Raw genomic sequence first — 13,124 nt, forward strand, 5'->3', positions numbered from 1 at the left:
GCTTTATAGACTTTAACGACTTCTCGTCATTAAAAACGTGAACGGTTGACGCTGGGTAGAGATAAACTAATCCCCGTCTGCATGCGTGGCTATTAGGGAAAGTCTGGAATTTTCCCGTTTTGCGTTAATGCTTCAGGGTGGTTTAAATATTCTTTGAAAAATTAGCCGGAAGCTTTTCATTTCACGGCTGAATTTCCCGGACGTTAAAACCATAAAATCTTATCCGTCCTGTGACTATTCTTCCGCTGCAGGGTTATCTTTTTCAGGAGAATAGTGCTGATAAACGCATGCCAGCTTATGTCCGTCAGGATCGCGCAGATAGGCAACATAGAAATCGGGTCCGTACGCGGTTCGTGTTCCTGGCTCGCCTTCATTCTTTCCTCCCGCAAGGAGGCCAGCGGCATGAAACCGTCTGACAATGTCGGCGTTATCGGCGCTGAAAGCGAACATTGTTCCGTTTCCCGCCGTTGCGGGCTGACCGTCAAAGGGAGGGCAGAGGCAGAAGCTGAATCCTTCATCCGGATTATTTCCTTTTCCCCACATTGCCCAGCCTTCTGTCCAGGCAGGCTGCCGTTCATAGCCCAGGACGTCGAACAGAGCGTTATAAAAGTCAACGGAGCGCTGAAAGTTATTGGTTCCTGTCGTGATATAAGCCAGCATTTTCTTGCCTCCTGTTACCGGTTGTGAGCAGACCTTTTACCTTTCAGAGTAGCAACCATTAATTTCCCCTGATATGCCTGTTAACGGTTTGGGGTGAGGGCTGCCCTGATATCAGCAGTAATGTCGGCTTTCTGTTATCTGCTTTGCGCATTCCCTTACATTGCTCTCAGATAAAGAGTCTTTCCCTTATAAGATGGCGAATAAAACCTTTCTTTAACATTTGTATTGCACGACATGTGAAATAATTTTATTACTATTTAATCACTTATGCGCTGCTGCGCGCGGGATGCATTCATAAAACAGAATAAGGAGATTTATGACAACTAAACCCGTCGCAGAGGAGGGCACGGCGGCAGGATTAATCCAGACGCTGAAATCTTTTCCGGCAACAGTTCATGCGCTGCTCTTTTTTATGCTGGTCATCCGCTTCAGCTATTTCATGGCCTGGCCTTTTATCTCCGTGATCATGGCACAGCATTATCATATGTCACCGATTGCGATTGGCGTGGCGATGACCAGCAGCGCACTGTTCTCAGTGGTGCTGGGTATGTATGGCGGGCAGATCTCAGACAGGCTGGGTCGACGCGTCATTCTCCTTATGGGCTGTGGTTTTTCTGCGCTGGGCTATATCATTCTTGCTCAGGCCGCAGGCATCGGACTGTTTTTCATTGGCCTGATGATCATCGGCATTTCCTTTGCCTGGGTTGATCCTCCTCTGCGCGCACTCATGAGTGATTTGCTGGTGGACCGCCGCCGCAGAGCGCTTGCCCTGCAAATGCGCTACTACCTTATCAACGTCGCCGCGGTATTTGGTCCGCTGACCGGAATTGCGTTCGGGCTTACCTCTCAGAAGGGCACATTCCTGATTACGGGTTTGTCGTATATCCCTTTTTTCGTTTACGTCCTGCTATTTGTGCCCGCGGGCAAATTGCTGAAAGCGTCACAGGCTGGCAGTGAGGTTTCGTTAAAACTGCATCAGGTCGTACGTATTATTGCCAGGGACAAAATCTATATTGCCGCGCTGCTGTGCAGCATTTTGTGCAGTATTGTATTCATCCATTACGAAGCCATCCTGCCCCAGTACCTCCTTATACTGGATGGGGACGCCGCCATAAAACTGGTTACTCTGATACTGGTGACGAATGCCTGCACCGTTCTGGTCTTTCAGACGTTTATCATGCGGTTTCTGGCACCCGTTTCCCTGCCAAAACGCATTCTTCTGGGCGGGTTAATTTTCGCACTTTCACAAATCTGCTTTTTTTGTACCCGTTCGACGGACATCTGGCTCTGGCTGACAGTGACCTGTGTGTTCAGTGTCGGAGAAGCGATCCTGATGCCGAACCTGAACATCCTGCTTGATCAACTGGCACCGGCAGCGCATCGGGGGGCTTATCTGGGTGCCTCAATGCTGTCGTCTCTGGGAATTTCTGTCGGGCCGTTAATCGGTGGGGTAATGCTGGCGATGACTGGCGCGGGTGTCTTTATCGGCACGGCTTTGCTTAGCCTGCTGATATGCGCAATTATTTATACTTACAGAGGCAAAATGCTGGCGCGTCTGACGGAGTGATCTCAACAGGCGTCGGCGCCTCGCGCGGCCCCCGGGTTATGCAAAAGCGCACTGGGGCAGTATCTTCTGATCAGAGTGAAATAACCGACCACGTTCGGCATCGGGTGAGGTTTTTTATTGCTGACAGGGGCGTTCGCAGGCGGGGTGGTGCGGTAAATAAATTCCCCGCCTGAGGTTATTTTCAGTGAAGGTTTTTTTTCACTTCGGCACAGGCCGGGGGACGCTGAGAATAGAGGTACTCGTATAAGAGCAGCATTCCTACCGGATTATCATCCAGATTTTCGAAATCCACATGAAGCTTATCCAGAAGATACTTCCTCAGATCGTCCGGGGTCATGTTTTTATGGGCAGCCAGTGCCCGGCACAACTGGGTCACGATCTCGCACTTCACTGCGTACGGCACTTCAGGATTATAAATTTCCGGAACGGAGTGGGTCTGATTCATTTCGATACCCCCTATAAACGCATGGTCTGACTGAGAGGACAGGGTGCCCGCTGATTTGAGATAAGATATAGCAAGGATAAGACCTGGTGTAAATTGAGAACCCTATTGCGGTTAAGCACAGGGATTTGAGTTCGGGCAGGCTGCAGAGGACAGCCTGACAGCAATTTTATGTTAAACCCAACGTACAGAACCTGACATATTCCAAAATGCTCCCGCAGTTCAGGGATTTAAGAGCAAACGTTAAACAGGGGATTTAATTCATGATATTTAACATACGGGATGCGGATCTGACGGATTCAGGAATATTGAATGAGCTCGGCTACAACATTTATTGCTCTCATTTTAGTCACATGTGGATTTCAGAATCCGAAATGAATGTATTTCTAGATGCTGAGTACTCGTATCCTGCGCTTGAAAAAAGTCTGCAAGATCCCAGCACATCGTGGTATCTGGCAGAAGCACATCACCCTATCGGCTTTGCAAAGATCACCTGGGAAAGCTGTATACCAGAGACTTCTATTTCAGGTGTCTTACTTAATAAGCTATATCTGATACCCACAGAGACGGGTAAGAACTACGGAAAGATGATGTTTGAAAGATTCATAGCAATTGCGCAAAACCGTGGAAAAAAGTACCTGTGGTTGGAAGTACTTGAGCAGAATGAGCGTGCTTACAGATTCTATGAAAAACAGGGGATGCTACATGTCAAAGACACAGTTCTCAGCACAGCTTCCCAACAGAGCACGCTAAAGATAATGGGGATGCCTATCTGAGTTCGCAGCCGGGTTGTAATCTTTCAATGTGGTGGTAATAATCTGACGTCGAGTTTATGACGTTCGCTTTTCACTTATAGCGGACCTTCAACCTATAAGAATGCCATTTTGTGCCAGAAGCGGACTTCTTAATATATTTCTTAAGCGAGATTCCTCGAGTAGCCGCTAACGCGCATGTGTACTCGCATTTATTCCATTGAACCAGCGCGATGACAGTGACAACCGGGCTATTCTGGGCATTAACCCTTACACGACTACAAAGCCAGAGTATGCCGCTTATTCAGGTTGCACAGAGACGAGTCATAAGTCGCTGATGCCTGACTGCATTGAAGCCTGAGAAGTCAGCCGGCGCTGGCCGGCTGATTCGCCCTTTTACAACGAATGAATCACGTCGTTTATTTAAGATGTTCCTTCAGCTCTGCTGACGCCTGGCTAATCGCCGTTCGCACCGTTGGCTCTTTACTCAGGGCATTCAGCAAACCAAAGTCATGGATCATGCCGTTATAGCGCGTGACGGTTACCGGCACACCAGCAGCATCCAGTTTTCGGCCAAATGCTTCCCCTTCATCACGCAGTACATCCAGCTCGGCAGTCTGAATCAGCGTTGGCGGTAAACCCGCCAGCTCGGCTTTGGTTGCGCGCAGCGGCGAGGCCAGAATGTTACTCCTCTCCTTTTCTGAGGTGGTGTAGTTGTCCCAGAACCACTTCATCATGTTTCGCGTCAGAAAATAGCCGTTGGCGAATTGCTGGTAAGAGGCATCATCGAAATGAGCATCGGTAACAGGCCACAGCATCACGTCGTAGCGAATTGCCGGTGATTTATGTTGTTTAGCCTGTAACGCGACGGCAGCAACCATATTTCCGCCCACGCTGTTCCCCACCAGTGCCAGACGCTTACCGTCCACGCCAATTTCACTGCCATGTTCGGCCACCCATTTTGTTGCCTCGTAAGCCTGCGTAATCGCAACCGGATAACGGGCTTCAGGTGAAGGTGTGTAGTTCACAAATACCGCCGCTGCACCGGACTCATTAACGAGATCGCGAACCAGACGCTCGTGTGTAGGAAAGTCACCCAGTACCCAGCCACCGCCGTGGAAAAACATGAACACCGGTAACTCGCCAGAGGCACTGGCAGGTTTCACTATCGTCAGCGTCAGCGGTTTACCCATCACCGTGATGGTTTTTTCAGCGATCCGGGCGGGCGGCAGTGGGGCACCTTTCTGCGCCCCGGTCAGTACTGCGCGGGCCTCTTCAGGGGATAAGGTCTCCATGGGCTTTCCGCCACTGCTGTTCAGTGCGCTGAGGAACGTCGCCACGCCAGCGGTAGGTTGCGGCACGTTTTCAGCAGAATCTGCCCAGGCTGACGTCATCTGACTGGCTAACAATAAAGCACCTGCGGTAATTTTCACTTTCATGACGGCTTTCCTTATGTTTGCTATTAAGTAGTGTGCTATTTACTTTGGCTACACTGACAGCAAATGACCTTGTTGTAAACTATTAAATAGCGAGCGATGTAGATGGTGATGTTATCGCAACAGAAGGAACACTTCGGACTGATTCCCGTCCGGACAAGACAGGAGAGGGGCGCGACCAGACATGCGGACCGGTTAAACTTTACGGCTCAGCTAATTTGTTGATAAAGGATACAATGTGTCCTTCGTTCTGCCTCTTCGCGCAATTTCTTCCAATACGAATTACAGATCGGCTGCTTAACTGGTCGGGTAAACGGGGATGTTAAGACGATTAGAGGTTTTACAATATGATTGAGTTTTCGAATGGCTTCTTACTGAGCCTTTCATTGTGTCTTGATATCGGGATTGCCAACATTGCGATGATCACCCTTGCCATGCAACGCGGATATTTTCATGGTTTCTGGCTGGGAATGGGGACGTGTGTGGGTGATCTGGCATATGCACTACTGGCGCTGGCGGGCATGGCCGTACTGCTTCAGTATGAAGTCGTGCGCTGGATACTGTGGATCGGGGGTGGCGCGATGCTTCTCTGGTTCGCAGGCAAAATGCTGATAGCCGCTTTCAGAAACGCTTTGGAGCCTGACGTGAGCGAAACGCATCACTCCCGTCCGCTCATACGTGAATTCGGGCGTGGTGTAGTGCTTGCCATGTCCTCTCCCTCGGCCATTCTCTGGTTTGCGACCGTGGGCGGTGCGCTGATCTCCCGGATGGGTTCGCACAATGTTGCCGCTACCTCCTGGTTTCTGGGTGGATTTTTCATCGCGGGCATGTTCTGGACGTGTGTCCTGTGCCTGGTTGGAAGTTTTGGCGGCAAACTGCTGGGTCAACGCCTGCTTAAATATTCCTTTATCGCCTCGGCGATCATATTCAGCTATTTTGCGCTTTACGTGATTGTCTCAGGGTACCGGGAATTTATAGTGGCCTGATCTGACCTGCGAAGCATAGTGATGGGGGGTAGTTCCCATCACTTTGCGAAATGCATTAATGAAATGACTCTGATCGTAAAATCCCAGCCTGAGAGCTGCATCAAGCGGATGCACATTTCTGCGAAGCAGGTCGCGGGCATGGTGCAGACGTAGCTGCATGTGATATTGCAGAGGCGGCATACCTGTGTGCCGGGTGAAGACGCGAACAAGATGATATTTACTCATCCCTGCCAACTGAGCGAGCATCTCCAGCTGCGGTCTTACGCTAAGGTGCTCCCGCAGGCAGGCAATAACAAGATTGATTTTCTGCTCATCCCCCTGCTGAAGAAGAGCTGGCGACTCAAGCAGTTCACCAAAAAGTAAAATCAGTTCCTGCTCCTCATCCATGCCCCGATCAAGCCGGGCCGATGATGCAAAACGGGTCAGCGCGTCAAACAGGCGGGTGTTATTGATTATGCCTTCGCGCAGAACCGGGGCTTCGTGAGCGCTATTGAGATTCTCCTCCTCAGCCAGCTTTTTTATCAGAGCCTGAGGTATGTGTACGCTGATAAATTCAACTGCGTGAGTATCAAAACGTGAGGCCTGAATCGTTCCCGGATTGTATAAGGTAACCTGCCCACTTTTGACATAAGCGGTTTTTCCCGCCAGCCAGATTTCCTCTACCCCCGTCAGGTTTGCACTGATGACATATTCATCGTGAAGATGTTTCGGAAAGCCAGAGTTACGGGCTCTGACCCGTGAACACTCTATGCCATTCCGGCTAAACCACTCTGCGGATTTTAATGACAATGCTTCTGGCCTTATTCAGCATTCAGGAATAGTTATTGATAAAACCATTTACTGAGTGCCTTATCAACAGGTGTAATGCCAGTAAAACATTTCCTGCAGGCACGGTCTCTGGTGTCAGGAGATTGTCAGCTCTGGACGGTATTCATTATCGGAAGTGTCGGGCATACAACATTGCAGCAGTAACTATCCGACTGACTCATACGCATAGCGTGTTCCTGTGACTTCTTTTGAAAGGCTTACTACGTTAAACCTTGCCTCCGGAAATGACTGAATTCTGCAGCAGAAATGCCGGATGCAGGCAGCAGAGGTTCAGTTTGTTCAGAAAAATTTTCTTAGCGAATCGTTTTCCAGCCAATAGTGCTGCTTTTGTCTGGCTATGTCTTATGCACCTTTATTTGTGAAGAGTTATCGAGCCTCCTTATCGCAGGCACCAGGCTTACGGGTACAGTGACGATGACAACGGCTACCGCTGAAACTAAAAGTACATTACTCAAACCGTAATGAGTAGCCAATGGTCCTGCGACCAGTTCCCCGAAAGGAATGGCCAAAAACGATCCCACCGCATCATAGGCGTAAACGCGAGCCAGTTTTTCCTGCGGAATATGGGTTTGTAAAGATTGAGCCCAGACAACCCCAAAAAGACCAAATGAAACTCCAGCCATAAAGAAAGCTGCCATAAGCCACGATGCCGAAGCAAGCTGACTGAGCATGAAAATCGGCACTGCGCAAACTGACACGAGCATGACACCAATGAGAAGATCGCGCCTTGGACGCCATCGCAACGTCAGAAACGAACCTGCAATCAGTCCGACACTTTGTGCTGCAATAATTATTCCCCAGTTCGTTCGTCCAAATGAGGTATCAGCAATCACAGGTCCGAGTACCATAACTACGCCACTAAAAGCAGCATTGATAACGGTAAACTGGACGACAATCGACCATACCCATGCCCGGCTGGAAAATTCTTTCCATCCTTCTTGCAGGTCTTTCAGGATGTTATCCTGCGGAGCGCATGCTTTAACTGACGAAACGCGAATCAGAAAATATAGCGGCGCAGCGGCTGCGAACCCTAATGCGTCAATTGCCAGTCCCCATCCCGGTCCGACAGAACTGGTCAATACCCCACCCAGTGAAGCTCCAAGCACGGTGCCACTATAGATACCCAACTGAATTAAGGCATTGGCTTCACGTAAATTGTGCGCCGGAACAACCTGGGGAATAAGCGCAGAGGATGCAGGTAAGGCGATACCCGCGGCTGCTCCATTCAGGGCTCCCAGTAAAGCGAGGCTCATTACCGTCGCAGAACCATCCAGTACAGACCATGCGACAATTCCTTGAGAAATTGCTGCAATCAATGAAGAAAATAGTAATACCCGACTACGTGAATATCGATCCGCCAGCGCACCACCAATGAGCAGAAATAGAACGTTTATGATAGAGCGGGTCGCAACAACGATACCCAGTTCAGAAATAGTGCCTTCCATATCAAGCACAGCAAATGCCAGAGCAATCGGCGCTACACCATTACCGAGGACAGTAAGCAAGCGGGCCACAAAGAGATAACGAAAAACTGAAAAGTGAAAGGCTCGAACTCTTTGGTTGCCTGAATTCATAGGATTAATAGTTTCTGTTTGTCAGATGAATTTCAGAATACCTTTATTTAAGTCACTCTTTCCATCGGCTTCCCGTGATAATTCTGTCAAATGATCGCTTTTATCGGTATCACGGTAATGATCTGAAAAAAATAGAGCTGTTATCGGGTTTTCTTCCGGATGCCGACTGCCCAGGATTAGATACGTCTGTCGATAGTCAGTCCCGAATGGAAGAATGTTTAATGCATCGACGAAGCGGTCATGCCATGAAGAAGGTCTCATTCGTCCTTTTTTGTCGATCTTTTGCCACGCTTTTACCACCTGACCAGACTGCGCACCCCGGTAACGTTGGGTTGCGATTCCGGCGCATCATCAGGCAGGGGTAAATGAGGGATTCAGGATTTCCACCACCGCGCCATGCCGTCAGCAGACGACCGGCTTACTCTGCGGCATAGCTGAGCCATAAAAGATCAGGATTGATGGTGGCTCCCGCTTCAGCAATGCGCTGATCAAAGCATCCAGGGTCAGGGCTGAAAATTGTTCCATTTTCTTCTGCGGAGGAATTGGGTGATTTCAAACTCAACACATATGAACTAACATATATGTTTTCGAAGGCGCGGAGTGGAAAATGCTACAGCCTGTTCAGCTTTTTAAAATCCTATCGGATGAAACACGGCTCGCCATCGTGATGCTTCTGCGGGAATCCGGAGAACTGTGCGTGTGCGATATCTGTGCAGCCACGTCCGAATCACAGCCCAAAATATCACGCCATATGGCGCTTCTTCGCGAGGCGAAGCTTGTGCTTGATCGTCGCGAAGGTAAGTGGGTCCACTATCGTCTGTCACCGCATATACCGGCGTGGGCCGCTGAGACAATCACGACGTCCTGGCAGTGCCTGCGGGAAGAGGTGCGAGAATGGCTGGCAAAATCGGCCTGCACCTCCTGCTGAGGCTGGAAAACATATTCACGTAATCATATGTAATGGAGTCTGAAATGTTACTGGCTGGAGGGATATTTCTACTGACGCTGATACTGGTGATCTGGCAACCCAGAGGGCTGAGTATTGGCTGGAGCGCAAGTATCGGAGCTGCGCTGGCGCTCGGAACCGGCGTCATCCATATCGCTGATATTCCCGTTGTCTGGAATATCGTCTGGAATGCGACAGCGGCATTCATTGCGGTCATCATCATCAGCCTACTGCTCGATGAGTCCGGCTTCTTTGAATGGGCCGCTCTGCATGTCTCCCGCTGGGGTAACGGACGTGGCCGCCTTTTGTTTACCTGGATAGTCCTGCTGGGTGCCGCTGTTGCTGCATTGTTTGCCAATGACGGTGCTGCGCTGATCCTGACGCCAATAGTTATTGCGATGCTGCTCGCACTGGGATTCAGCCAGGGCACGACACTGGCCTTTATCATGGCGGCAGGATTTATTGCAGATACGGCCAGTCTGCCGCTCATTGTTTCTAACCTGGTCAATATCGTCTCGGCAGACTTCTTTGACCTGGGCTTTACGCAGTACGCCTCCGTGATGGTGCCCGTGAATCTGGCAGCGATTGTGGCCACGCTGGTCATGCTGCATCTCTTCTTCCGCAGGGATATTCCGGCGACCTATGACGTTTCGCTGCTGAAGACGCCAGCCAGTGCGATAAAAGATCTGGCAACCTTCAGGGCGGGCTGGATTGTCCTGTTATTGCTGCTTGTCGGTTTCTTTGTTCTGGAACCGCTGGGCATCCCGGTCAGTGCGATAGCAGCGGCTGGCGCAGCAGTGCTGTTTGTGGGGGCGAAAAGAGGCCATGCCATTAACACCGGGAAAGTCCTGCGCGGTGCACCCTGGCAGATCGTTATTTTCTCGCTTGGCATGTATCTGGTCGTCTATGGCCTGCGCAATGCAGGGCTTACGGAGACCCTGTCTGGCGTGCTGGATCTGCTGGCAGACAAGGGTTTATGGACAGCGGCGTTCGGTACCGGCTTCCTGACGGCGTTTCTCTCATCAGTGATGAACAATATGCCGACAGTTCTGATTGGCGCGCTGTCGATTGACAGCAGTACGGCGACCGGTGTCGTCAAAGAGGCAATGATTTATGCCAACGTAATTGGCTGCGATTTAGGGCCGAAAATCACCCCGATTGGCAGTCTGGCTACCCTGCTGTGGCTGCACGTGCTTGCCCGGAAAAATATCACGATTACCTGGGGATATTACGTGCGAACCGGCATTGTCATGACTGTGCCCGTTCTGTTTATCACTCTGGCGGCGCTGGCGTGGCGGCTCTCTGTCACTTTGTAATGAGATACTGATATGAGCAACATAACCATCTATCACAACCCGGCCTGTGGCACCTCACGCAACACGTTGGAAATGATCCGAAACAGCGGCAACGAACCTGCAATAATTTATTATCTCGACACGCCTCCGGCCCGTGATGAGCTGATCAAACTTATTGCAGATATGAGGATTACGGTGCGCGCCTTACTGCGTAAAAACGTTGAGCCTTATGAACGTCTCGGTCTTGATGAAGAGACATTCAGTGATGAGCAGTTGATTGATTTCATGCTTCAATATCCGATTCTGATTAATCGACCGATAGTGGTTTCGCCGCTGGGCACTCGTCTTTGCCGCCCTTCAGAGATCGTGCTGGATATTCTGTCGGAAGGTCAGAAAGGCGCGTTTACAAAAGAGGATGGCGAGAAGGTTATTGACGAAACGGGGAAGCGGGTAAAGTAATCCGTCCACTTCAGGTGAACGGACGCCTGGTAACGCTATAGGGCGTCCGCTTTTCGCTCAAGGCTAAGCTCATTTATATATGGGGCCAAAGAGTCAAGGGCTGTGGTTGGGCTAAACCCCGGCTCGACTGTGGCATTTTTTCAGTGAAAGGGAGTAAACATGGAAGTAACAGTAGAAATATGTCCGCCAGATGAATGGGAATCCATGGTGAAAATTTTTACCGAGATGGAAGAGCACTACTATGGTAAGGGCATTATTCAGGAAGCACTGTTGAAGCATTATCTCAGTAACCGACTCTTCAGTCCGCTCTCCGCTACGCTGGTGCTCAGGGCGCGTCGCGATGCTGAAATCACTGGGCTGGCGTGTTGCACTATTCTCTATCCCTCGCCGAGGTACAGTGGCGAAATGCACATTAAAGAGCTGTATGTCTCCCGGCGTGAGAGAGGTAAGGGTACAGGTAAATCCCTCATGCGTTTTATGGCGAAACTCGCTCTCAAGAATGAGTGTCGTAGCCTCAGCTGGAATGCCGAGAAATCAAACGCTGAAGCAAACCGTTTTTATCAGTCATTAGGGGGCAAAATAAATAGCGATATCGTGAATTATTATCTTCATGGTCACCTCCTCAGTGAACTGGCTTCCGGCAGTCCGGCATTGTCTGGCGACTCTGCCGGTCAGGCTGTCGCACCGATTTGGCCTGCGAGCAGGGCAGAGGGACCTGCGGAATAGTGATGCCAGGTCCGGAGTGCCAGAAGCGGGCCAGTCACCTGCACGCTGCCTGAGTAAGCATTCACGGCCAGGGGCGTGTATGTATGCTGGCTGAGAAAATCGCGAAGTCAGAAAAGGGCTTCTTTAATGCTGATTTCCTCTACCCGGAGGATTGAGGACATGTCGAAACCTTTCATGTCAGACCTGAAGGCCTCGCTGGTCATATACTCCTGATTTATAGCCTGTATGTCGGCTCCCTCCTGATAGGTCACGGTGGCAATGACCTGACACTCATCACTCAGATAGACATTATTGACATATATATTAAAAGCGGGAAGAGAAATCATATGCCGGGGCCAGTGTGTACGGAAATAAATTTTTGCTGACTGTCTGTCTTTGAGTGTGTAAATCCTGACCTGTTTCATCTCATCCATCCTGTTGTGGTAGTTTTCATTAAAACGACCCGCCAAAGCATACTCACATTATTTTTTAGTAAACTAGCAAAAGACCACTTTCCGCCAGGATATGACATTTATAGCGAGGATTTTTTTAACATCGCTGATGACGTTTCTTCTCTGAGCACCTCTGAAATAACACTCAGTACGAATTTAAGATGCTGACAAGGCCGGCGTAAATGATGGAGTGAGGCGATGGGGCCGAAGGCAGAATGTTTTATCTGATGCACATCAGTGCAGACACCTCTGCAAGGTGTCTGCACTTTTCAGATGTTATGCGTCGGCATCTCCGCAACCCACACCCAGTGACGGATCGTCACAGCTTTTGTTAATCTCCAGATGGTGATGCCAGGCGGCCAGTTTTACCGCGCTTGCATCAACAGTAGCCCCCGGTTTTTTTACAGAGACGCTTCCGGCTGAAGCTGAATCAGGGATTATCTGAGAAGGCTGCTCTTTGGCAAACGAAGCGCCCTGTAAACCGGCCATGACGACTGCTGCTAAAGCTGTCGTTTTAAGCGCGTTTTTAATCACAGATGCCGACATAATAAATCCTCTTGGCTTGAGTAATGGGACGCTGTCAGCTCTGAGTTGAGCGCAGCGCGTGGGAAAAAAATCATAAATCTGAGCGCAGAACACGCGATATAAGCCATAGCAGGCAGGAGCCGGTTAATAAGCATGTCTGCCATGAAATTTTATTAAGTCACTTACAGTGTATGGTTATTCAGATTATATGACTGGCGCGGCGCGGTCAGGGTCATCACTGACAAAGCGGGCACCTTCCTTTTTCAGAATAATCCTGAACGCATTAACAAAACCGGAAACGCATTGCGTAAAGCAGGTATTAAGTCGTTGTGACTTAAACTACCGTAAGTCACGTCTGGAAATATACTCACAAAATCTGATTTTGATGTTTCATTCGTTTTTATAGCGTGTAGCGTTATTTCCAGGTGTTACATAAAACATAATCATGATACTTAAATGACAGCCAGCGACTAAATCAGCGGTAAAAAAATAAAGTC

General features: G+C 49.7%; 14 protein-coding genes. 7 read left to right on the forward strand and 7 right to left on the reverse strand.

Going from position 1 to position 13,124, the window contains the following annotated elements; genetic code table 11:
• Nucleotides 1-234: 234 nt before the first annotated feature.
• The gene (locus OXR04_RS12885) at nt 235-660 is read right to left on the reverse strand and encodes a VOC family protein (RefSeq protein ID WP_140029303.1); all 426 of its coding nucleotides are present in this window, start codon (nt 658-660) and stop codon (nt 235-237) included.
• Between the two features lie 316 nt (nt 661-976).
• Here OXR04_RS12885 and OXR04_RS12890 point away from each other — a divergent pair, with 316 nt between their 5' ends.
• A complete protein-coding gene (locus tag OXR04_RS12890) occupies nt 977-2,227 on the forward strand; it encodes an MFS transporter (protein ID WP_267370634.1) in 1,251 nt (416 codons plus the stop codon).
• A 181-nt stretch (nt 2,228-2,408) separates the two neighbouring features.
• On the opposite strand, the gene OXR04_RS12895 is transcribed toward OXR04_RS12890, so the two are convergent.
• Complete coding sequence (locus OXR04_RS12895) at nt 2,409-2,672, reverse strand: hypothetical protein (RefSeq protein ID WP_267370637.1); 264 nt, start codon at nt 2,670-2,672, stop codon at nt 2,409-2,411.
• A gap of 260 nt (nt 2,673-2,932) precedes the next feature.
• On the opposite strand from OXR04_RS12895, the gene OXR04_RS12900 reads away from it, so the two are divergent.
• Nucleotides 2,933-3,445 (forward strand): GNAT family N-acetyltransferase, encoded by a 513-nt coding sequence (locus OXR04_RS12900; RefSeq protein WP_267370640.1) that lies wholly within the window; start codon nt 2,933-2,935, stop codon nt 3,443-3,445.
• A 395-nt stretch (nt 3,446-3,840) separates the two neighbouring features.
• Here OXR04_RS12900 and OXR04_RS12905 read toward each other — a convergent pair whose 3' ends face one another.
• Complete coding sequence (locus OXR04_RS12905; RefSeq protein ID WP_140923671.1) at nt 3,841-4,860, reverse strand: alpha/beta hydrolase; 1,020 nt, start codon at nt 4,858-4,860, stop codon at nt 3,841-3,843.
• Nucleotides 4,861-5,204: 344 nt separating this feature from the next.
• Between OXR04_RS12905 and OXR04_RS12910 the strand changes: the two genes are divergently transcribed.
• The gene (locus OXR04_RS12910) at nt 5,205-5,843 is read left to right on the forward strand and encodes a LysE family transporter (RefSeq protein WP_267370645.1); all 639 of its coding nucleotides are present in this window, start codon (nt 5,205-5,207) and stop codon (nt 5,841-5,843) included.
• Here OXR04_RS12910 and OXR04_RS12915 read toward each other — a convergent pair.
• Nucleotides 5,814-6,632 (reverse strand): AraC family transcriptional regulator, encoded by an 819-nt coding sequence (locus tag OXR04_RS12915; RefSeq protein WP_267370647.1) that lies wholly within the window; start codon nt 6,630-6,632, stop codon nt 5,814-5,816. The two genes, OXR04_RS12910 and OXR04_RS12915, sit on opposite strands and share 30 nt — an antisense overlap.
• A 374-nt stretch (nt 6,633-7,006) precedes the next feature.
• Nucleotides 7,007-8,245, reverse strand: a complete 1,239-nt coding sequence (locus tag OXR04_RS12920) for an MFS transporter (protein WP_267370649.1) — start codon at nt 8,243-8,245, stop codon at nt 7,007-7,009.
• Nucleotides 8,246-8,852: 607 nt separating this feature from the next.
• Here OXR04_RS12920 and OXR04_RS12930 point away from each other — a divergent pair.
• The 4 genes from OXR04_RS12930 to OXR04_RS12945 all read left to right on the forward strand — a co-directional run bounded on the left by OXR04_RS12930 (nt 8,853) and on the right by OXR04_RS12945 (nt 11,671).
• Nucleotides 8,853-9,173 carry a transcriptional regulator gene (locus OXR04_RS12930; RefSeq protein ID WP_046102799.1) on the forward strand — a complete coding sequence of 107 codons (321 nt, stop codon included), beginning with the start codon at nt 8,853-8,855 and terminating at the stop codon, nt 9,171-9,173.
• 44 nt (nt 9,174-9,217) lie between these two features.
• The gene (locus tag OXR04_RS12935) at nt 9,218-10,507 is read left to right on the forward strand and encodes an arsenic transporter (RefSeq protein WP_267370652.1); all 1,290 of its coding nucleotides are present in this window, start codon (nt 9,218-9,220) and stop codon (nt 10,505-10,507) included.
• 12 nt (nt 10,508-10,519) lie between these two features.
• On the forward strand, nt 10,520-10,945 hold the full coding sequence (gene arsC / locus OXR04_RS12940) for a glutaredoxin-dependent arsenate reductase (protein ID WP_267370655.1): 426 nt from the start codon (nt 10,520-10,522) through the stop codon (nt 10,943-10,945).
• Nucleotides 10,946-11,104: 159 nt separating this feature from the next.
• Entirely contained in the window at nt 11,105-11,671 is a 567-nt protein-coding gene (locus OXR04_RS12945; protein ID WP_267370657.1) for a GNAT family N-acetyltransferase, read from the forward strand.
• Between the two features lie 107 nt (nt 11,672-11,778).
• Here the strand turns inward: OXR04_RS12945 and OXR04_RS12950 are convergent, their stop codons facing one another.
• The gene (locus OXR04_RS12950; protein ID WP_267370660.1) at nt 11,779-12,075 is read right to left on the reverse strand and encodes a hypothetical protein; all 297 of its coding nucleotides are present in this window, start codon (nt 12,073-12,075) and stop codon (nt 11,779-11,781) included.
• Nucleotides 12,076-12,378: 303 nt separating this feature from the next.
• Nucleotides 12,379-12,648, reverse strand: coding sequence for a hypothetical protein (locus OXR04_RS12955; RefSeq protein WP_267370663.1), 270 nt, complete (start codon nt 12,646-12,648; stop codon nt 12,379-12,381).
• Between the last annotated feature and the right edge of the window lie 476 nt (nt 12,649-13,124).

The organism is Pantoea sp. GM_Pan_3, assembly GCF_026541045.1.
GTDB classification, from domain to species: Bacteria; Pseudomonadota; Gammaproteobacteria; order Enterobacterales; family Enterobacteriaceae; genus Pantoea; species Pantoea anthophila.